This is a genomic window from Mucilaginibacter agri, assembly GCF_009928685.1.
GTDB classification, from domain to species: domain Bacteria; phylum Bacteroidota; class Bacteroidia; order Sphingobacteriales; family Sphingobacteriaceae; genus Mucilaginibacter; species Mucilaginibacter agri.
The window spans coordinates 436201-460119 of record NZ_WWEO01000044.1 but is presented as its reverse complement, the minus strand read 5'-3'; the positions used below and the strand labels follow the sequence as shown (position 1 = coordinate 460119).

At 41.9% G+C, this 23919-nt stretch carries 11 protein-coding genes; 10 read left to right on the top strand and 1 reads right to left on the bottom strand.

What is annotated here, in order from left to right:
- Nucleotides 1-2: 2 nt before the first annotated feature.
- Nucleotides 3-764 (bottom strand): NUDIX hydrolase, encoded by a 762-nt coding sequence (locus GSY63_RS18180; RefSeq protein WP_166587255.1) that lies wholly within the window; start codon nucleotides 762-764, stop codon nucleotides 3-5.
- Nucleotides 765-1499: 735 nt separating this feature from the next.
- Here GSY63_RS18180 and GSY63_RS18175 point away from each other — a divergent pair.
- The 10 genes from GSY63_RS18175 (at nucleotide 1500) to GSY63_RS18130 (ending at nucleotide 23892) form a co-directional block, all read left to right on the top strand.
- Nucleotides 1500-4703, top strand: coding sequence for a SusC/RagA family TonB-linked outer membrane protein (locus GSY63_RS18175; protein ID WP_166587254.1), 3204 nt, complete (start codon nucleotides 1500-1502; stop codon nucleotides 4701-4703).
- Between the two features lie 22 nt (nucleotides 4704-4725).
- Nucleotides 4726-6549, top strand: a complete 1824-nt coding sequence (locus tag GSY63_RS18170; RefSeq protein WP_166587253.1) for a RagB/SusD family nutrient uptake outer membrane protein — start codon at nucleotides 4726-4728, stop codon at nucleotides 6547-6549.
- An 80-nt stretch (nucleotides 6550-6629) separates the two neighbouring features.
- A complete protein-coding gene (locus tag GSY63_RS18165) occupies nucleotides 6630-10214 on the top strand; it encodes a VCBS repeat-containing protein (RefSeq protein WP_166587252.1) in 3585 nt (1194 codons plus the stop codon).
- Between the two features lie 2 nt (nucleotides 10215-10216).
- Complete coding sequence (locus GSY63_RS18160; protein WP_166587251.1) at nucleotides 10217-11548, top strand: vanadium-dependent haloperoxidase; 1332 nt, start codon at nucleotides 10217-10219, stop codon at nucleotides 11546-11548.
- Between the two features lie 19 nt (nucleotides 11549-11567).
- Nucleotides 11568-13115 carry an FG-GAP repeat domain-containing protein gene (locus GSY63_RS18155; protein ID WP_166587250.1) on the top strand — a complete coding sequence of 516 codons (1548 nt, stop codon included), beginning with the start codon at nucleotides 11568-11570 and terminating at the stop codon, nucleotides 13113-13115.
- Between the two features lie 15 nt (nucleotides 13116-13130).
- Nucleotides 13131-14672, top strand: coding sequence for an FG-GAP repeat domain-containing protein (locus tag GSY63_RS18150; RefSeq protein ID WP_166587249.1), 1542 nt, complete (start codon nucleotides 13131-13133; stop codon nucleotides 14670-14672).
- 82 nt (nucleotides 14673-14754) lie between these two features.
- Nucleotides 14755-17553: a glycoside hydrolase family 2 protein gene (locus GSY63_RS18145; RefSeq protein WP_166587248.1), complete on the top strand. Its 2799-nt coding sequence runs from the start codon at nucleotides 14755-14757 to the stop codon at nucleotides 17551-17553.
- A gap of 177 nt (nucleotides 17554-17730) precedes the next feature.
- Entirely contained in the window at nucleotides 17731-19014 is a 1284-nt protein-coding gene (locus tag GSY63_RS18140; protein WP_166587247.1) for a flavin monoamine oxidase family protein, read from the top strand.
- A 196-nt stretch (nucleotides 19015-19210) separates the two neighbouring features.
- Entirely contained in the window at nucleotides 19211-20617 is a 1407-nt protein-coding gene (locus GSY63_RS18135) for a TolC family protein (RefSeq protein ID WP_166587246.1), read from the top strand.
- An 8-nt stretch (nucleotides 20618-20625) separates the two neighbouring features.
- Entirely contained in the window at nucleotides 20626-23892 is a 3267-nt protein-coding gene (locus GSY63_RS18130) for an efflux RND transporter permease subunit (protein WP_166587245.1), read from the top strand.
- Nucleotides 23893-23919: the final 27 nt, after the last annotated feature.

The following is a 23919-nucleotide window of genomic DNA, read 5'->3' as shown; positions in this document are numbered from 1 at the left end:
CGTTACCAACCAGCAGCCAAACCTTCTTTTAAAGCCTGCTGATATTTTTCCAAATTAAACGAATATAGATACGGTGCTTTATGAGCGCCGCCTTTGCGTTGATGTTCCGACCGGGTTAAAATATCGAAGGCTAATATTTTTCGTTGAAAATTCCGGCGATCCAGTCTTTTATCTAGTATAGTTTCGTAAAGTTTTTGCAACTCGGGCATGGTAAACTCATGCGGCATCAGATTGTAACCAATTGGTTGATAATTTAACTGCACTCGCAGTGCATAAAGCGCATTATCTAAAATCAATTTGTGATCCAGGTTAAATATCGGAAGCGCATCCAGGCTGCACCACGTGCATATTTCGGATAAAGCGTCGGGCGCGGGAACCGTATTATAAAAATCAACCAGTGCATAATATCCTATAGTTATAAAACGGTTACTAAACCAATTATCCTGTGGGTCGGCAACATCCTTATACATATCATAATGTGGTCGCGAACGCTGCGGATCGCCAAATACATGAAATTGCTGTAAAAAAATATGATCGAGACCGGTACGCTCATTTAGGATGCGGTTGGCGGCATCGTCCAGGAGTTCTTCTTTCAATACAAAGCCGCCAGGTAAATACCATTTTTGCTCATCCTTCATTTTTAGCAGCAATACCTTCAATTGCCCTTCATGAAATCCAAATACAACACAATCAACAGATATATGGTTAAGCCATTTTTCTTTGGCTTCGCGTGTGTATTCGATTAATTCCTGTCTTGTAAACATTTAATAATTAGCTATTAACAATTTATTGTTATCAAATGTGGGTAATATATTTTAAATAGCGATAACACAACTAGTAGTATTTTGATGCTATTGTTAATGAAATTTTAACATATCAAACGGTATCGGTTGTCGCATTTTGAACGATGAAAAAATCGTGTATGTTTAAATTATGTTAAGGCAAATTCAAAAATTGCTTAACAAACCACCTGTTTTTGGTTTAAATACATCGGTTTTGTTACAAAAGGCTGTTATTAAAATGACAATCGTATAAGGATAGTTTTAATATTAATCTAAAAAATCAGGGTGTGTACTTTACACTTATGTTTTAAAATCAGTCATTTTTTAAATTAATAACAATTCTGCAAAACCGCTTGTGTAAGCCCTACACTTAATCTACATTAGGATTAAGCCAATTATATAATATAACTAAGCAGGAATAGTTTAAAAACCTGATATTATTATAACAGAAAAAGATTAAGAATACGATTCAAATTTTGGGTTAAAAATGAATACGTTAAATCAGTTTTTGTAACTAATAGCAAACTATGGTAAAACCTTTACTTAAATTTCTTCGGGTAAAAAACACTGGTGCAGTCACGCGGCGCTATGTTTCTCCTAAGGGTATCTTCGATTCGGGCCCTTAGGGGTTTGGATTATTGTATGATGCTTTGTCTCTCTCAACAAATAAGCTCAAATAATAAATCAATTAAATTAATCAACTAAAATCTCAATCTCATGTTTAAAAGTTTACTCCTCAAGGTAAGGGTGTTATGCTTGCTACTATGCTGCATACTCTCTTCATTGGCAGTTACAGCTCAAACAAAGATCACTGGTAAAGTAATTGGCAGTGATGACAAGCAACCGGTGGTTGGTGCGGCAATCCGCATTAAAGGTACAACCATTGGTACTGTAACTGATGTTAACGGTAATTTTACCCTTAGTGCCACCTCGGGCCAGGTACTGGTAGTTACCTATGTGGGTTACACAACCCAGGAAGTTAAAGTAACAGGCGCTCCAAACTATCCTATTACATTAGTAGTTGGTAACAATTCTCTAAACGAGGTTGTAGTTACCGGTTACACCTCTCAACGTAAAAAAGATATCGCCGGTGCGGTTGCTACTGTAGATGTTACTGCAGCTAAACAATTACCAACTGCGTCTTCAGATCAGTTGTTACAAGGTCAGGCTGCGGGTGTTACGGTTGTTTCTCAGGGTGGTCCTGGTGAAGCATCAAGCGTAACTGTACGTGGTATAAGTAACTTTGGTAACAATGCTCCATTGTACGTTATTGACGGAGTTCAAACTAACAGTATGAACGATCTTAACCCTAACGATATCGAGTCTATCAGCGTATTGAAAGATGCGGGTGCTGCGGCTATTTACGGTATTGCGGGTGGTAACGGTGTTGTGGTAATCACTACTAAAAAAGGTAAACAAGGTAAATCAACCATTAGCTACGATGGCTACATTGGTACTCAACGCCCTTTAGGTGGTAATCCATTTAATTTGCTTAATGGTACCGGCTATGCTCAATTGGTAAAACAGGTTGACCCAACCAACGCTTTATTACAAGCAAACGGTCAGTTTTATGATTACGGTTATCAAGGCCCGTCTTCAAAAGGTTATGCTAATGAAGGCGCTGCAGCTGTAAACCCGAACTTATATAAGTTTGACGCTCAAAATCCTGGTAACGACTATCTGATCCAGAAATTTAACAAAGCAGGTACTGATTGGTTCCACGAAGTGTATAAACCAGCTTTCCAACAAAGCCACACTGTTACCGCACAAGGTGCTAATGATAAAAATGCCTATTACTTCTCTTTAGGTTATTTAGATCAAAAAGGTACATTAATAGATACTTACTACAAAAGATACCAGGCACGTGTTAACACTGTTTTCAACGTTAAAAACCACGTTCGTGTAGGTGAAAACTTGCAGGCTTATGTTACCCAAAGACCAGGTAACATTGGTGATAACAACAACGAGGGTAACTCTACATCTTATATCTACCGTATCCAACCACAAATTCCGGTTTATGATATCGGTGGTAACTACGGTGGTACTTATGCTGGTACAGCTCAATTGGGTAACGCAAATAACCCGGTAGCTCGCCAGGACAGAACTAAAAACAACGTATCAAAATCATTCAACGTACAAGGTTCAGCGTATTTAGAGGCAGATTTCTTAAAATACTTTACCGCTAAAACCATGATCGCTGGTGGTACAAGTACTTACTACTACAGAAACATTGCTACTAACACTTACGAAAGCGGTGAAAACCACGCTGTAGCTAACTCTACAGGTGAAGGTTCTGGTTATTTCACCAACTACAACTGGAGTAACACTATCAATTACAAACAAATAATTGGCAAGCATAATATTAATGCAATTGTTGGTTACGAGCAAAAAGACAACATGAACCGTATCATGAGCGGCTCTGGTAACAGCTTATTCTCAACAGATCCTTACTATGCTTCTTTAACCGCAGCTACTGCAAATAAAGTTGTAGATAGCGGTGTGAGCTTCCAGCCTACTTCAACTCAGTCTGTATTTGCCCGTTTAGATTATATCTTTAACGATAAATACATCTTGGGTGCAACAGTTCGTCGTGATGGTTTCTCTGCATTTGCCGATGGCAGAAAATGGGGTACTTTCCCGGCTGTTAACTTAGCATGGCGTATTTCGCAAGAAGATTTCTTGAAAGGTGTAAGTTGGTTAAATGATTTGAAGATCCGTGGTAGCTACGGTGAGGCAGGTAACAATGCTAACACACCAGGTTCAAACAACTTAACCTTATTCGGTGCTGCTCCAAGTAAATCATACTATGCTATTGATGGTTCTATCAACAGCTCTCAACAAGGTTTCTACAATACTCAGTTGGGTAACACTAAAACTACCTGGGAAACTGATAAAATCAGCGATGGTGGTTTTGATGCTACTATCTTAAACAACAAATTTGATATCAGCTTCGACTATTTCGTTAAAAAATCAACCAACCTGTTGGTAAACGTTACTTTGCCAGCAACAGTTGGTGGTGGCGCTGCTCCATATGTTAATAATGGTACTGTAACCAATAAAGGTTTTGAAGCTGCACTTACTTATCATGGCCGTGCAGGTAGTGATTTCACTTACAACTTAACCGGTAACTTCAGCGCTTATAAAAACAAAATTACCGCGCTTGAAGCAAGTTTTGATCAACAAGGTAGCCGTATAGGTACTTTAGTTCGTCAACAACTTGGCCAGCCAATTGGTGCATTCTTCGGTTACAAACAAATCGGTTATTTCAGAGATGCTGCTGATGTTGCTGCTTCTCCAACTCAAACTGATGCTGCTCCTGGCCGTTTCAAATTTGCAGATATTGATGGCGATGGTAAAATCACAGATAAGGACCGTACCAACATTGGTAACCCTAGCCCTGACTTTACTTACGGTTTAAACGTAATGTTAAACTACAAACACTTTGACTTTACAGCTGTATTCTATGGCTCACAAGGTAACAAAGATTACAACTACATTAAATACTGGACTAATTTCTACAGTACTTTAACAGGTAACAAAAGCAATGATTTGTTAAACAATGCCTGGTCTCCAACTAACTTAACTCCTAAAACACCTAAAGCAGAACTAACAAGCTCATTCAGTACAGATCAGCAATCTAACTCATACTATGTTGAGAACGGATCTTTCTTTAAAGCTAAAACAATGCAGTTAGGTTATACTTTCGGTGCTAACCAATTAAAACGCGTTGGTGTTGATAAATTAAATATCTACATTCAGGCAACCAACCTTTTCACTGTTACAAAATACACTGGTTTAGATCCTGAAATTCAGCCGTCTACCTCAGTAGCAGGTGGTGCAACTCCTAACGCAGGTATTGATTATGGTAACTATCCAAACAACCAACGTTTATTCTTACTGGGCGCGAGATTAACTTTTTAACAACTGAAAGGAAAAAATTGTCATGAAAAAATTCAATTATAAATTAATAATTCCAGGGGCTTTAGCACTGCTTGTCACTGCAAACTCTTGTAAAAACTTTCTGGAAAAGACACCTTCCGGAACACTTAACTCAACCGTACTTGCAAATAAAGCAGGTGTTGACGGTATCTTAATCGGTGCATATTCATTACTGGATGGTGTATACGAGGGCGGCCCTTCAGATCCATGGACCTCAGCTACAAATAACTGGGTATTTGGTGGTGTAGGTGCTGATGACGCTCACAAAGGTTCAACTCCGGGTGACCAGCCGGGTGCTGCTCAAATCGAGTCGCACACTGCAGGTTCTGTAAACGGTTACCTTAACCCAAAATGGTTGGTAATGTTTAATGGAGTACAACGTGCCAATGACGTTATCCGTGAGCTTCCACAAGTAAAAGATGGTTCTGTATCTGCTGCCTATGCTGCAACGGTAACCGGTGAAGCCCGTTTTTTACGTGGTTTCTACGAAATGGAGCTTGCTAAGATCTGGCGTAACGTACCTTATGCTGATGAGACTGTTACTTATGATAACGGTACTTACAACATTGGTAACCCAGGCCCGATCTGGGATAAAATTGAGGCCGATTTCCTGGCTGCAGCAGCTGCTTTGCCAGATAAACAGGCTCAAATTGGTCGTGCTAATAAATGGGCTGCTAAAGCATTTTTAGCTAAAGCTTATATGTTCGATCATAAGTATACTGAGGCTTTGGCTGTATTGAACGATGTAATGGCTAATGGTATGACCGCTGCCGGTGCTAAATACAAACTGGGTAAATATGCTGATAACTTTAACCCGTTAACTAAAAACGGTCCGGAAGGCGTATTCGTAGTACAATCATCTGTACATGATAACTCTAACGGTTTCAACGGTAACGGTGGTGATGTGTTAAACTTCCCTTCAGGTGGTCCTGCTACTTGCTGCGGTTTCTACCAGCCATCATTCAGCTTTGTAAACGCATTTAAAGTTGATCCTACAACTGGTTTACCTTTATTTGATACTTACAATAACTCAGATTTTAAAAATGACCAGGGTGTTGCTGCTGATGCTGCATTTACTCCAGATGGAACAACCCCAATTGATGCTCGTTTAGACTGGTCTGTAGGTCGTCGTGGTATTCCATACCTTGACTGGGGTTTAAACCCTGGTGCTGCATGGGCTCGTGACCAGGCTGATGGTGGCGCTTACATGCCAATCAAGAATGCTTACTATAAAGCTGCGCAGGCTACCACTTCAGATACTTACGGTGGTTGGGCTCCAAACCAGTCGACTGCAGTAAGTTACAACGCTATCCGTTATGCCGATGTTATACTATGGGCTGCTGAGTGCGAGGTTGAAATTGGTAGCTTAGCTAACGCTGAAGCACTGGTAAACCAAGTGCGTGCACGTGCTGCCGATGCAACTGGCTGGGTACATACTTATCTGGATGCAAGCAATCCAACTGGCGGTTATACTACTACACCTGCTGCTAACTACAAAGTAGGTTTGTACACTGGTCAGTTTACTGCTAATGGTAAAGCTTATGCACGTACAGCGGTTCAGTTCGAGCGTCGTCTGGAGTTAGGTATGGAAGGTCACCGTTTCTTCGATTTACAACGTTGGGATGGTATCTATGGTGGCCCAATGGGTACCGGTTTCATGGCTAAACAAATCAACGATTACTTAGCACACGAAAATGCAGTTCCTAACTTCCCAATTGCATTGATTAAAGGTGCTGTATTTACTCAAGGAAGAAATGAGCTATATCCTGTACCACAAGGACAGATTGACGTTACTCATGGTAACATCAAACAAAATCCTGGTTATTAATAGCTTTTAAAATTATATTCAAGGCGGAAACGTATGTTTCCGCCTTTTTTCTTAACATAAGTAACAGGTTGAATTTGCAGATGAGGCTTTTTTACTATTTCGGTTTCTTTCTTTTTGCTGCTTCTATTTTTTCTTGCCATAAGGCAACACTTTTTGAGCAAATCCCTTCTTCGTATTCTGGTATTACCTTCAATAACAAAGTAACCGAATCGGATTCTATCAACCCGCTCGACGACGTAAATATTTACAACGGCAGCGGCGTAGGTGTAGGCGATTTTAATAAAGACGGCAAACCAGATCTGTATTTTACAGGAAATGCCGTACCAAGCAAACTTTATCTTAACAAAGGTGATTTTAAATTTGACGATGTAACTGCACAGGCCGGCGTTGCCGGTAAAGGTGGTTGGTCGAGGGGCGTTGCTGTTGTGGATATTAACAACGATGGATGGTCCGATATTTATGTGTGTAATACGCTGTTGAGCGATTCTACCAAAAGAATAAACCTGCTGTATATTAACCAGGGTAACAATAAACAAGGAGTACCTACCTTTAAGGAAATGGCTGCCGAATATGGACTTAATGCCCATCTTCATTCAACAATGGCCTATTTCTTCGACTACGATAATGATGGTGATTTGGACATGTATCTATGCGTTAATGACGTGGAAAGGAATGACAACACTACCACATTTAAACCTATTATAAAAGATGGCAGCAAAGCCAGTACAGGCAAATTATTCCGCAACGATTGGAATGTTGCTTTAAAACATCCGGTATTTACCGATGTATCCAAACAGGCAGGTATAACTATTGAAGGTTATGGCCACGCCACCAGTATAACTGACATTAACAATGATGGTTGGAAAGACATTTATGTAACCAATGACTTTTTGAGCAACAATATATTATATATCAACAACAACGACGGTACTTTTACAGACGAGTCGAAATTGTATTTTAAACACACGGCCGCCAGCTCGATGGGGCAGGACGTGGCCGACATTAATAACGATGGCCTGCCAGACGTTTTCGAACTGGACATGAACCCTGAGGATAACTACCGCAAGAAGATGTTCATGAGCCCGAACGCTTATCAGGTATATCAAAATTTTGATTATTATGGCTATCAATATCAGTATCCCCGCAATACACTTCAGCTTAACCAGGGATATGGTTTGAGCGAGGGCGATTCTGTGAGCAGACCTGTATTTAGTGAGGTAGCTTTTTTAAGTGGCATTTCGCAAACCGACTGGAGCTGGTGTCCATTGATAACCGACTTTGACAATGATGGTTACCGGGATATTGTGATTACTAATGGTTATCCCCGCGATGTAACGGATCATGATTTTACCAATTTCCGAAACCAGGCATTTCAGATAGCAACCAAAAAGCAAGTGTTGGATCAGATCCCGGTAGTGAAGATTCCGAACTATGCGTTTAAAAATGGTGGGAACCTCCAATTTAGCGACGCTACTAAAGATTGGGGATTAACTGTGCCAACATTCTCAAACGGTGCTGTTTATGCAGATTTGGACGGAGATGGCGACATGGATATGATCATTAATAACATTAATGATGAGGCCCTGTTGTATAAAAATACCTTACGTGATAAGGACGAGACCAAAGTGGATCATCATTATTTGCATGTAAAATTCGAGGGGGATAAGCAAAATATTAACGGTATCGGAGCCTGGGCAAACATCTATTATGACCATGGCAAGCAACAGGTTTATGAGAATACGCCATACCGTGGCTATCTTTCAACTACCACCGATATTGCCCATTTTGGTTTGGGTAAGGTTGATAAGTTAGATTCGGTGGTGATACGCTGGCCGAATCTCAAAAAACAGGTATTAACCAATGTTAAAGCAGATCAAGTGTTGAAGGTAAATATCGCGAATGCAAATCTTCCGTATTCCTTTACTCGCCCGGCTATAGATCGGCACGCTATGTTTACCGAGGTAACCAGTGCCAGAAATGTAACATATAAACATAAAGACGAAGATTTTGTAGATTTTAACTATCAAAAGTTGCTGCCTCATAAATTATCGGAGTATGCACCCGCAACAGCGGTTGGCGATGTAAATGGTGATGGTTTTGACGATATGATAGTTGGCGGAAATTCTAAAAATCCGGCACAAATTTTATTGCAGCAAGCAAACGGCAAATTTATCCAGAAGAATTTAGTTCCTGTTGTAAATGCCGGGATGCAATACTCGAAGGATGAAGGTGTGTTGCTATTTGACGCCGATGGTGATGGCGATCTCGATTTATACATTGCCAGTGGCGGTTATGAAAATCAGCCCGGCTCTCCAAATTACCGCGACCGTTTTTATCTGAATAATGGGAAAGGAAACTTTACAGAAGAGCAATCTGCCATGCCGGCTAACTTCACCAGTAAGCTATGTGTCAGAGCTGTTGACTACGATAGAGACGGCGATCTTGACCTTTTTATATCCGGCCGTGTTGACCCATGGAATTACCCTAAACCGGTATCGAGTATTATTTTGCGTAACGACAGTAAAAATGGGCATGTTAAGTTTACCGATGTTAGTTCAACAGTAGCTAAAGATCTTAAAAATATAGGCTTGGTCTGCGACGCCACTTTTAGCGATATTGACAATGATGGTTGGCCGGATTTGGTGCTGGCAGGGGAATGGATGCCGGTTACTTTCCTGAAAAATGATAAAGGAGTATTTAAGAATGTTACCGCAGAAACAGGTTTGAGCGAAAAATTGGGTTGGTGGAATACCATAGCAGCGGGCGACTTCGACCACGACGGCGATATCGACTATATTGTAGGTAACACAGGTCTTAATACGTTTTACAAGGCCAGCGACCAATATCCGGTATATATGACCGCTAACGATGTTGACCATAATGGAAGCTACGATGCCTTTGCGTCTGTATATCTCAAGGATAAGAATGGAGATATGAAAGAGTTTCCGGCCAATACCCGCGACGATGTTATTAAACAGGTAATTAGTACACGTGTTCGCTATCAGAACTATAAGAGTTTTGCAACAGCCACTATGGATGAGTTTTTTACTCCCGAAATGCGTAAAGGAGCTGTAAGAGTTAAAGCAAATGATCTTCAATCGTACTATTTGAGAAATGATGGTGGTGGTAAGTTTACGGCTATTCCATTGCCAATACAGGCACAGATGTCCGAGCTATGCGGTATAACCGTTGACGACTTTGACGGTGATGGAAACCTTGATGTAGCCATTAACGGCAATGATTACAGCACCGAGGTTACTACAGGCCGTTACGATGCCTTTAATGGCTTAATGCTAAAAGGCGACGGCAAAGGTGGCTTCCAACCTTTAAGCATTATGCAAAGCGGTATATATATTCCCGGCGATGGCAAGTCATTGGTTAAACTGCGTGGAGCTATGGGCAGTTATATGCTGGCAGCTACACAAAGATTGGGTGCCATGAAATTGTTTGAACTAAAACGCCCCGTAAAAACGGTGAAGATAGAACCGCTGGATATGTTTGCAGTGGTAAAATATAAAAATGGTAAATCGGCCAGATTTGAGTTTTATAATGGCTCTTCTTTCTTGTCGCAGTCGGGCAGATTCTTTAATATTGAAAGTAATATGTTGGCTGTGCAGGTAACTAACAGTCAGGGTAAAAGCCGAAGTATTAACTTAAATCAATAGCCATGTTTAACCGGAAATTATTTAAAGCAATCTGTATTGTTTTGGCTGCTTGTTTTGTTGTTAGCTGCTCGCCAGGCAAAAAAAAGCCAGTTAAAATTGATGATGCCGAAATATTACACCAAAACGAAGACCAGCTAACACAGGTAATTATATACGACGTTTTTACCCCGCCTGTAGCAAGCCGGATTTATGGTTACGCTTCGTTGGCTTCGTATGAGGCCATGCGATATTCAGACCCTAAGTATGCCTCAATCATTACCCAGCTAAAGGGTTTTGGTAAGCCACCAGAACCGCAAAAGGGGAAAGCATATAATTATACGCTGGCGGCAACAACGGCATTTTTTACAGTGGCCCACAAAGTAATCTTTTCGGTAGATTCGCTTAAGAAGTACGAAGCTACGGTATACGATAAGTTTAAGAGCAATCTTGATGACTCTACCTACGCTCGTTCTGTGGCTTTAGGCGATACCATAGGTAAGTTGATATTGAAACGCGCTGCGGTTGATAATTATCCGCAAACACGCGGAAAGCCTCGTTTTTTAGGAAGCCGCGAACCGGGCAAATGGCGCCCTACACCCCCGGATTATCTTGATGGCGTCGAATTTTGCTGGGGTACAATGAAAACCTTTGCAATAGATTCATCGTCTCAATTCCCGGTACCGTCACCACCCGCTTACAGCGCAGATAAAAACAGCGAATACTATAAACAAAATGTAGATCTGTATAACAAGTGCACCCATCTTACCAAAGAAGAAGAACTGATTGCCCGCTATTGGGACGATAACCCCTTTGTTATACAACACAATGGGCATATTATGTATGCTAATAAAAAGATAACACCCGGAGGCCATTGGATAGGCATTACGGCCATTGCTTGTAAAAAAACACATGCTAGTGCCCTTAAAACGGCACAGGCGTATGCGTTGACAGCGATAGCGTTATACGATGCCTTTATTTGCTGCTGGCAGGAAAAATACACCACCAACTATATTCGCCCTGTAACGGTTATTAACGATTTGCTTGACCATAGTTGGTTGCCGCTGCTGCAAACGCCTCCATTTCCTGAGTATCCAAGCGGGCATAGCGATATCAGCGGAGCTTCGGCTGTTGTATTAACGCACATGTTTGGCGATAATTTCGCCTTTCAGGATACCAGCGACTTACATTACATAGGTATGCAGCGCCATTTCGATTCCTTCCTCAAAGCATCCGACGAAACCTCGATAAGCCGTTACTATGGAGGAATCCACTATCTGAATAGTGTAAATGTGGCCGCTAAACAAGGTCACGAGGTTGGCGAGTACATCTGGAATAAACTTAAACTGACTAATTAAACTAACCCCTATAAATTTAATGAAACTTTCAACTGCATCTAAGTACATCTTCGGTTTGTCGGCATTTGTGTTGTTGGCATCGGGAAGTGTATTGTTCAATGGCTGCAAATCTGGAACTAATTCAGCCCAGCTAACAGGCGATACAATAACAGATGGACAAAAACTTGCAAAAAAATACTGTACCAGTTGCCATAAATTAGTGCCGGCAAATTATTTAAGTAATGATGTGTGGCAATACCACAGCTTGCCAAGTATGGCTAAGTATGTTGGGATATCGTCATATGGCAATGGGTATTTTAAGCGCGATAGCGCAAGTGGTATTTCCATGAAAGACTGGGAAACACTGGTGGCCTATTACAAAAGAGCTGCTCCTGTAACGCTCGATAACCAAAAAAGAGAAGATAGTTTAATTAATGACTGGGCAGGCTTTGCCTTAAAGCTGCCCACAGCCATTGCTGATATAAAAACGTCTTTTACCTCTATGGTAGCAATTGATCCGGTAGGACATAAAGCTTATAGCGGTGATGTATTAAGCGGAAAACTTTATAGCTGGGATGCGAATCTTAAGGCAAGTGTAATGGCAGAATTACCATCACCCGCTGTAAATATGGCTTTTGAAAAAGGTGTTGATGGCAAATACGTGGGTGTAGTAACATGTGTAGGGCAATTAGAGCCAATGGATTATCCTAATGGGCGTGTGGTTAAGATAGGCCTGAACGGTAAACCTGCAATCAGTGATATAGAATCGGATATTTCCCGTCCCCTGCAAACTTCATCGGGCGATTTTAACAAAGATGGTCTGACTGACTATGTGATTGCAGTACAGGGAAATATCAAGGGGTATTTATTATGGATGAAACAAAACGCCGATCATACTTACACCCGTAATGTGGTTAAAGCAGTATCAGGCGCAGTACAAACGGTGGTTGGCGATTTTAATAACGACGGTTGGCCCGACATTATGGCGCTGTTTGGCACGGGTAACGAAGGCCTGTTTATGTTTTTAAACAATCAAAAAGGCGGTTTCACAGAAAAAACTTTGCTGCAGTTTCCGCCGGTTATGGGTTCAACCAGTTTCCAGTTAACGGATATTAATCATGACGGTAAGCCCGATCTGATCTACACCGCCGGTTATAACTATCGCGATTCACGTATCTTGAAACCATATCACGGTTTATATATTTACACCAATACTGGCGACTGGAATTTTAAAGAAAGTTATTTTTATCCCATTAATGGCTGTACAAAAGCTATTGCTGCCGACTTTGATGGCGATGGTGATCTGGATATTGCTACCAGCGCTTTCTTTGCTGATTTAAAAAATGATCCGGCCGAAAGCTTTGTGTATTTTGAGCAGGATAAAGCAATGCACTTTAAGCCGCACGCCGTACCGGTAAGTAAATATGGCCGCTGGTTGAGTATGGATGTGGGCGATTTCAATGCCGATGGTAAACCCGATATTATATTAGGTAATTATTCCAAGGGTTTAACTATAGAAGGTAATCTAAATACTAACAATAATGAACGCATTCCGTTAATTGTCCTGGAAAATCAAATTAAAAAATAACATCCGGACTACTATATGTTCAAAATTTCTAAGTCGGCAATCGTAAAGTTAAGTGTCGTTGCAGGATTGTCTGTTGTTGGTGCTATAACTTTTAATAGTTGTGGTAATCAAGAACAAAGCCAGGCCCAGCTTTTAGATGGGCATACCCTGGCAAAAAAATATTGCGTAAGCTGCCACATGTTGCCGGAACCGGCGCTTGCTGATAAAAAAAGCTGGGAACAGGGCATACTTCCGGCTATGGCCAAACGCCTTAAGCTAAAAGAATACATGGGGCAGATTTTTTCGGATGAGAAATCTGCCCTGACTACTTCCGAGTGGGCAGAGATTGTGAAATGGTATGTAAAAAATGCACCAGACTCGTTAGTGATTCCTAAGCCTGCGGTTGCTCCGTTGAAAGATTGGTCGATGTTTAGCCTTGTGCGCCCTAAAAAAGTGAAGAAGCAAATCCCCGCGATGACTACGATGGTGGCTGTCAGCCCGGACGATCATCAGCTTTATAGCGCTGATGCTGCAAATAACTTATACAGATGGACACCGGATGGTAAATCATCCATAATTTACACCTTCGATTCGCCGGTTACAGGAGTAGAGTTTGCCAAACGGCCCGAGGGCAATATCGGAGTGTTTACTACCATTGGTAACATGATACCTATTGACGTATCAAAAGGTAAAATTCAGGAACTAAATTTAAGCATGGCAAAGCCGCAGCCTCCGTTGGTGATAACCGATAGCCTGCCCAGGCCGGTACAGACAGTTACGGCTGATTTTAACAAAGATGGCCTTACCGATTATGTGGTGTGTGGCTTTGGTCACGACAGGGGAGGCCTTTATTATGTACAGCAACAACCCGGCAAGAAATATGAAAAGCATTTAATGCTAGGCTTACCTGGCGGTACGCAATTGGTAAAAGGAGATTTTAATAATGATGGCTGGATGGATGTGATGTGCCTTTTCGCGCAAAATGACGAAGGCATCTGGATGTTTTTAAACAACAAGAAAGGTGGCTTTGAGGCGAAGCAATTAATGCGTTTTCCGCCCATTTATGGCTCAAGTAGCTTTCAATTGATTGACTTTAATCATGATGGCAAGCTCGATCTCTTGTACACCTGCGGTGATAACAGCGATTACTCTAAAGTATTAAAGCCTTATCATGGTATTTACATCTTCACCAATTTAGGCAATTGGAAGTTTAAGCAGACCTATTTTTATCACATGGATGGTTGTTCTAAAGCGATAGCTGCTGATTTTGATGGCGACGGCGACCTGGATATCGCAGCAATTGGTTTTTTCAGCGATTTTAAATATCATCCCGAAGAAGGTTTTACGTATCTCGAGCAGAGTAAACCAAACGCCTATATAGCGCATCAGATCCCCGTACAAAATTATGGCCGCTGGATTTGCATGGATGTAAATGATGTTGATCACAACGGTACCCCCGATATTATACTAGGTAACTTTTCGATCGGCGAAAGAGGACTGTTGAACCAAAAAGGCTTTGCCCCCAAATGGGATATGTCCGAACCGCTTATTATATTGAGAAATAACGCTAAAAAGTAGTGGAATTAATATCATAAAAAGGTAAATCAATATAATAGCATACTGCGCTTGTTGTGTAGTTTTGCTTAAATAGCTGATCACAATGAAGAAACGGATTCTTTCTGCCCTGGGGAGTATAATTATGGGATACCTGCTGCCTTGCACAATGCTTGCGCAGAACGCTCCTGTTAAGCAAGTTAAACTATCAGAATTTCAACTACAGTCTTCCTCATTAGTTAGTGAAGATGGTAATGCGATCTCTGATCCGCAATATCGTTCTAAGATATATTGGATGCCCGTTAAGGTACCATCTACTGTATTGACAGGTTTGGTAGCCAACAAAGTTTATCCCGATCCGTACCTGGGGCTTAATAATATGTTGATTCCCGATGCTTCAGACGAGTTTAACAAACAATATAACCTGGCGCAATACAGCCATATAGCTGGCGAAAATCCCTGGAAAAAACCATATTGGTATCGTACCTCTTTTAAAGTTCCAGCGGGCGATAAGGGGCGTACATTTCAATTGATATTTAAAGGTATTAACTACCGCGCTGCCGTTTGGGTTAACGGTAAGCAAATTGCCGACTCCACCCAAATGGCTGGCATGTTTGCCGAATATAGCCTGGATATCAGTAAACAGGTTAATGCGGGTGGGGTAAACGTACTAGCCGTTAAAATATATCCTTTGGATTCTCCTGGGTTCCCCGATAAAGAACAATTGGAAGCCATGGGGCCATTCTATTTAAATGGCGGTCCAACAGGCGATATCGGTAAAAACGTTACTATGCTATGTTCGGCCGGTTGGGATTGGATCCCGCCAGTGCGCGACCGTAATATGGGCATCTGGCAACCGGTGTTTCTGCGCACATCGGGTGGCGTAACTATCAGTCAGCCAAAATTGGTCACCGACCTGCCTAAATTGCCTGACACTAGCGTGGCCAAACTTTCATTAAATCTTAAATTGGCTAACCATAGTACTTCATCGGCAAGTGGAAAATTAACCGTTAGCATAAAACCCGAGAACTTTACCGGTAGTGCAGTACAGTTTTCGCAAGCGGTAAAAGTTGGTGCTAATTCAAATGCTGATGTAGCGCTAAACGGTGATAAGGTAGCTCAGTTAATGATTCGGCAGCCACATTTGTGGTGGCCTAATGGTTACGGTAAGCCCAACCTGTATCGCATTCGTTTGCAATATGCAGATGAGAAGGGCATGTCTGACGATACTTCATTTGTATTTGGTATCCGTACGGTAAGCTCAAAAGCCACTACCGTAAATAAATATGTGCGCCGCGAATTTTATGTAAATGGTCAGCGTGTGCATCTTAATGGGGGGGCTTGGGTGCCCGATATGATGCTTAACCGCGATTCGGCTCGTTATGATTATGAAATGCACCTGTGCCGTAATGCTAACGTTAACCTGGTACGTATCTGGGGTGGTGGTGTTACGCCGGGCGATGCATTTTGGAATGCAGCCGACAAATATGGCCAAATGGTATGGTCGGACTTTTGGATCACTGGTGATACGCAGGGTGAGTTTAAAGGTTCGCCGGATTATCCGCTGGAAGGCAATGTGTTTATCAAGAATGTTATTAGCACGATATTACGTGTACGCAACCATCCAAGCTTATTGGTTTGGACAGGCGGTAACGAAGGCCATGCCCGTAAAGAACTTTACTATGCCATGCGTAACAACGTGATTGCGTTGGATGGTACGCGTCCATTTATACCATGCTCATCGGGCCATGCACATTTACCAGAGGATTGGGACAAATCGTGGCCGGATAATATGGATGCGGGCGTTTATAGCGGCGGTCCTTATGATTGGAAGGATCCAAAGGAGTATTACAAATTGGCAGACCTGCAACACGACTGGGTGTTTAAGGATGAAACTGGTATCCCATCACAGCCACCATATACTACATTACCAAAGATCATTACTAACCTAACCTGGGATAAAAGCCTGCCGTTTCCTTTGAACAACAGTTGGGGATACCATGATGCAGCAACAGGTGCAGGTAAGTATGATGAGTATTATAAAATAATGGCTAAGCGTTATGGCCAGCCAACAGATATTGTGGAGTTCTCTGACAAGATGCAGCTGATGAATGCTGTAGGTTATCAAGGCATATTCGAGGCCGCAGGTTCAAAACTGACTCAAACGGGTGGCGTAATGTTATGGAAACTGAATGCCGCTTTTCCAAGCGTCATATGGCAAATTTACGATTGGTATCTGGAACCTAACGCTGGCTACTACGCAATGCAAAACGCGGTTGAGCCACTGCATATACAGTTTAATCAAAATGATTCTACAGTAGCCATAATTAACCGTACGCATTATGCAACCGGCAGATTAAGTGCTGATGCCGCGATCTACACTACCGACACCAAATTGCTGAAATCATTCCACCTGGATAATTTGGGTTTGGCTAATGAAGGAACTCAATCGGTAATTAAACTAAAAGAGGCTCTCGCCGGAATTAAAGGCGTAAGCTTTGTTGTATTGAACTTAAAAAATGCAGCAGGCAAAGTAGTATCGCACAATGTATACTGGATGTCGCCAGATAACGATTTTACCGCTTTTAATAAAATGAAACGCACACAGGTTGCTGCCAAAGTATTAAAAGGTACCAAAGGTGTAAGCGAAAACAAATGGACGGTACAACTGAGTAATAATAGTAATCAAATCGCATTCTTTGTTCGACCACAGTTGATGAAGAACAGCGAGGAAGTGATGCCAAGCTATTGGTCGGCCAATTACTTTACACTGGCACCGCATGAAAGCATTACCGTTACAGTAAGTGCCCCGATAGCCAAATTAGGCTCAACAATTCCAACGATATTAATAGAAGGCTGGAATATAGACAAGCAAACATTAAGTGCCCCTTTGGCCAATAAATAAAAACCAAATCAATCAATCTCTCTAAGACCAAGCCGTCCCGAAGTTTTCAGGGCGGCTTTTTTTATTGTTTTTTTGTCTGTTTTAAACGGTCTGTTGTCGCATACGTTCGCTGTACATTTATTATTTTAAACAATTGTCTAACTATATTGCAGCTATCTTGATTCTGTATTCCATTCTATGAAAAATGCTGACATAATAATTATAGGTGCAGGTGCAGCCGGGTTAATGGCGGCGCGTTTGTTAACCCAGGCAGGTAAAAAAGTACTTGTTTTAGAAGCCCGAAATCGAGCCGGTGGGCGAATTCATACCGTTAGTGATGATGCGGTGGGACATATCGAATTAGGTGCCGAATTTATACATGGTGATTTGCCCGTAACGCTGGAGCTATTAGATAAGGCTGGTATTAAATACAATCATGCTGGCGGCGAAATGTGGCATTTTAGAGATGGCAAATTTTCGGTGGGAGATGAGGAAATGGATGGTTGGGATAAACTAATGGATTGCCTTAATCAGCTGAAAGAGGATCTTAGTATCAGTAGTTTTTTGCAGGATTATTTCCCCCACGAAAAATATCAGCCGCTTAAGAAATCTGTATTGAGATTTGTTGCCGGTTATGATAGCGCCAACCCTGATAAGGCAAGCGCATTCGCCCTGCGCGAAGAATGGCAGAACGAAGATAATGGTGCGCAGCATAGGTTAGAAGGCGGCTATGGTCTTATGATCGATTATCTGGTAAAGGAAATTGAAAATCATGGCGGTGCGATTCAATTTGAATCGGCAGTGAAAAGTGTAGACCATAGCACGGGCACGGTTACAGCGATAAATGGAAGCGTTTACGAAGCCGATAAGGTATTAATTGCACTACCGTTAGGCATATTACAATTGCCTGCCGGCAATCCGGGTGCTATTGAAATTAAGCCGTCGATTAAGGAGCATCAATTTGCTTTACAACAAATTGGCTTCGGCGCAATAGTTAAGGTGTTGCTGAAGTTTGATGAGGTATTTTGGGAGCAAATAGGAGGGCATGATTTGTCGAATATGGGATTTATACTTTCCGAAGAACGAATTCCTACATGGTGGACACAGGTTCCCAAGCATCAGCCAATTTTAACCGGCTGGTTAGGCGGGCCGGTTGCCAAAGAATATGAGCATGCACCAGATGAGGAGTTATTTGAGTATGCTATAAAAGCATTGTCCAATATTTTCGGGATCAGTTATGAGGAGATAGAAAGTAAGTTGGTTGCTCACTACGTTGTAAACTGGACGGTCGATGAATACACGCGGGGTTCCTATGCTTATGATACAACAACCTCTGTTAAAGCAAGAGAGGTACTAAATAATTCCATTGACAATAAGTTGTTTTTTGCGGGGGAATACCTTTACTCAGGGCCATCAATGGGTACTGTAGAAGCAGCTTTGACTAGTGGAAAAAAGGCAGCAGAAAGCATTCTAAGGGTCTGATAAATATTTAACTATTATTATAAGTTTATCAAGCGCACAATAAAATAATGACTTATTAGTATGTGAAACTGAAATATTGAGTAATTAGATACATAATGTGACAATGTAATTGTAATAATTGTAGCCAAGAAACAAGTTTATTACAAAATATGGAGTCATTAAGATTTAGATTTGCACATATCATATACGTTACCCCATGTTAAATAAATTTGCTTTCTATAGCATCACATCATTATTTAGTGTTTTTGCTACGGTAAACGGATATGCCCAGCAAACGCTGAGTATGCAGGAGGCAGTAAAAATTGGTTTGGATAATTATCCCGCCATCAAAGCAAAGGCTAACCAGCTGAATGCTTCAAAAGCTTACCTGTCGGAAACCCGTACCGAGTATCTTCCTAACTTAAATTTCTCCGGTCAGCAAGACTATGGTACCATTAATGGTACAAACGGCCCCCTTTATGGTTACCGCGGAGGAAGTGTGGCCTCATCGGGCCCGGCTCTCGCAAGCCAAAACTGGAACGCCGCCTTTGGCGCTCTCTATCTTACCAATGTGGATTGGGACTTTTTTGCCTTCGGACGTTCTGTTGAAAGGATTAACGTTCAGAAAAATATTGTAGTCCGCGATCAAAATGACTACAATCAGGAATTATTTCAACACAAGGTGCGTATTGCTGCTGCCTATCTTAATTTATTGGCTGCGCAACGCATCGTAAAATCTCAGCAAGATAACCTGGACCGCGCTCAAGAACTTCGCCGTGTTGTTGTTGCCCGTGTGAGCAACGGTTTAAATGCCGGCGTAGATTCATCATTAGCCAACTCGGAAGTATCTAATGCCAAAATAGCACTGGTAAATGCGCAGCAAACTGCACAAGACAGAAATAACCAATTGGCACAGTATCTGGGCGAACCAACACAGCAATTTGTGCTCGATAGTATTTTTGTAACCGGGGTACCTGCCAACACAAATCCCCAGTCGACTGTTTCATTAGAGAATCATCCATTACTACAATATTACCAAAGCCGTGTGCGTGTAAGCGATAACCAGGCGAAATACCTTGGCAAAATGGCTATGCCTACATTTAGCTTCTTCGGCACATTTCAAGGCAGGGGCTCGGGCTTCTCGCCGGGCGTAACTGCTAACGCGCCTAATATTTACAATGATAATTACGGTTCGGGCGTTGACCCAACCCGCTTCAATTACCTATTGGGCATCGGCGTAAACTGGAATTTTACCAGCTTATTCAGAACGCATTACCAGGTTAAATCGCAGAAGTATACTTCGTTGCAATACCAGGACGATTATAATCTAATCAGCCAACAACTACAGGCACAACAGGCATTAGCCGAAACACGAATTGATAACTCACTAAAGAATTACCGTGAGGCACCTATTGGTGTAAAAGCGGCAAGCGATGCTTATTTACAAAAGGGGACGCTTTACAGAAACGGTTTATCGAGCATTGTAGACTTTACAACAGCCTTGTTTAATTTAAACCGTGCACAGATAGACCGCGATATTGCCTACAATAATGTTTGGCAGGCAGTGCTGCTAAAAGCGGCCGCGGCTGGCGATTTTGGAATATTTATAAACAACTTACAATAATATAAAAGATGGGAATGATAAAAGGCGCTTTGCAAAGGCCAATTACAGTATTGGTTATTGTGGCCGGTTTGTTCTTCTTCGGTATCAATGCGGTACGCAGTATCAAGATTGACATTTTCCCGGATCTTAATCTTCCGGTAATTTACGTTTCGCATCCGTTTGGTGGTTATACTGCCGATCAGATGGAATCATACTTTGGTAAACAATACGTTAACTTACTTCTTTACGTATCTGGTGTAAAAAGCATCGAGACTCGTAACATTACAGGTTTAACATTAATTAAATTAACTTTTTACCAGGGTACCAATATGGCCCAGGCCGCCGCGGAGGTGACGGCCTATACCAACAGGGCTCAGGCTATTTTTCCACCCGGAACTCAGCCACCCTTCATCCTCCGTTTTGATGCCTCTACCTTGCCTGTCGGGCAATTGGTATTGAGCAGCCCAACCCGCACTAATAATGAGTTGTTGGATATGGCCAACATCTATGTGCGTTCATCGTTTACATCAATCCCCGGTCTGGTTGCACCGGCACCGTTCGGTGGTAACACCCGTACAGTAGTTGTTAAGGTTGATCCTCAACTTTTACGTTCGCATAACTTAACGCCCGATCAAATTGTGGCGGCCATTCGTGATAATAACCAAAACACACCGGCAGGTAACGTTCGTATAGGCGATTTTAACTATGTAACGCCGGCAAATACCTCTATTAAAAAGATTCCTGATTTTGGAAATATTCCAATTTATCGGAATGGAATCCAAACAATATTTTTACGCGATGTGGGTACAGTTGAAGACGGTGCCGACATCACTAGCAGCTATGCCTTAATTAATGGAAAACGTTCAGTATACCTGCCTATCACTAAATCGGCAGATGCGTCTACCTGGGAAGTAGTTCAAAATTTAAAAAAGGCAATTCCTCGTTTTCAAGCCTTATTGCCAGATGATGTTAAACTATCTTATGAGTTTGACCAATCTGTATATGTTATTAATGCGGTTAAAAGTTTAGCCGAAGAAGGTACAATAGGTGCCGTACTAACCGGTTTAATGGTTTTACTGTTTTTGGGAGACCGGAGAGGGGCACTTATTGTAATTTTAACGATCCCTACATCTATTATTTCTGGTATTCTCTTTTTGTCACTGTTCCACCAAACTATTAATATCATGACGTTGAGCGGCTTGTCGCTCGCTATCGGAGTATTGGTAGATGAGTCGACGGTGACGATCGAGAATATTCACCAGCACTTTGATATGGGGAAACCCAAGGCCCTGGCTATTTGGGATGCCTGTAAGGAAATCGCGTTCCCTAAGTTGCTGATTCTGTTCTGTATCCTGGCGGTGTTTGCACCGGCCTTTACTATGACGGGCATTCCGGGTGCATTATTCTTGCCGTTGGCACTAGCTATTGGTTTCTCTATGATCACCTCATACTTGTTGGCACAAACGTTTGTACCGGTAATGGCCAACTGGATAATGGTGAACAAGCATGAGAAAGCGGATTATGCTATGGAAGACGAAGGTGACAAAGCAGCTCAGAAGGAAGAAGAGCTAAGACTCATAGAAGAACATGCCAAAAGTGGTGGTGGCTTCGATAAGTTTAGAGCTAAATATCTGAACCTGATGGATGGCATGATGAAAGCCCGTAAGCTGATTTCAATTGCTTACGTGGTTGGTGCGTTAGGCCTGGCCTTTCTAATCCTCAGTATTACCGGACGGGATGTTTTGCCGAAGGTAAACTCCGGTACTTTCCAGGTGAGATTGCGTGCCGCTGATGGTACCCGTTTAGAGCGTACCGAAGCGGTTGTGGTTAAAACGCTGCACATGTTGAACGATATGGTGGGCCGAAAAAACATTCAGGTTACATCCGCCTTTGTTGGTCAGCACCCTTCGCAGTTTTCAACTAGTCCAATCTATTTGTTTATGGCCGGCCCACAGGAAGCCGTACTACAAGTTAACCTTGCCGAAGACTATAAAGTAAATCTGGATGATTTTAAAGAGAAGTTTAGAGCACGAATGGCTAAAGAACAGCCCGGTGTGTCATTGTCTTTCGAACCTATCGATTTAACGGATAAAATTCTGAGCCAGGGTTCGCCAACTCCTGTTGAGGTGGCCATTATGGGTAAAAACAAAAAGCAGAACATTGTTTACGCTTACAAAATATTAAATAAGCTTAAACAGATAGATTACATGCGCGATGTGCAATTAGGCCAGGCTGTAAAGTATCCGGCTATCAATATTAACATCGACCGCGTGCGCGCTGCTCAACTGGGATTATCACTAAGCGATGTTTCACGTTCGTTAATTGCAGCCACATCATCATCAAGGTTTACCGACAAAAACGTTTGGCTGGATGAAAAGGTTGGATTGAGCTATAACGTGCAAGTACAGGTTCCTGAGTATCAGATGTCTGACATTAATGCCATCAAAGAGATTCCTATTATGGCCAATCAGCCACGACCTGTATTAGGTGATGTTGCCGATGTTAAAATGGGTACAACTTATGGCGAGGACGATGATATCGGAGCTATACCAATGGTTACTGTAACAGCTAACCTTCATAAAAAAGATTTGGGTACTGCTGCAGATGATTTAAAGAAAGTAATTAAATCGTTAGGCGAACTGCCTCGTGGTTTAACGGTACAGCCACGCGGTTTAACTCAAACTTTGGATGATACGTTGGGTAGCTTACAAGGAGGTTTGTTGGTTGCAATTATTGTGATATTCCTGATGCTTACTGCAAACTTCCAATCGTTTAAGGTGGCTTTGGTTGTATTGTCGACAGTGCCGGCGGTATTATTTGGTTCGTTACTGTTGGTTAAAATAACCGGCTCAACGCTAAACTTGCAGTCGTACATGGGTATGATCATGTCGGTAGGGGTATCTATATCCAACTCGGTATTGTTGATATCAAATGCTGAAGAAATACGTAAATTCAACGGCAACGCGCTTAAGGCCGCCCGTGAAGCTGCAACTCTTCGTTTAAGACCAATCCTTATGACCAGTTTGGCCATGATGGTGGGTATGATCCCAATGGCCTCTGGCTTGGGTGAAGGTGGTGACCAAACTTCACCACTGGGACGCGCGGTTATCGGTGGTTTATTTGCATCAACTTTTGCAGCATTGTTAGTACTGCCATTAATTTTTGCATGGGTACAAGGCAACGCGGCTACTGATTCTGTATCGTTAGATCCGGAAGATAAAGAAAGCAAATTTTATGTGCCATTGAAACACACCCAGCAAGGCGATAACGATCAGCGTTTAATAGAAATACAATAACTAACAGAATTGATACCTGATACATAT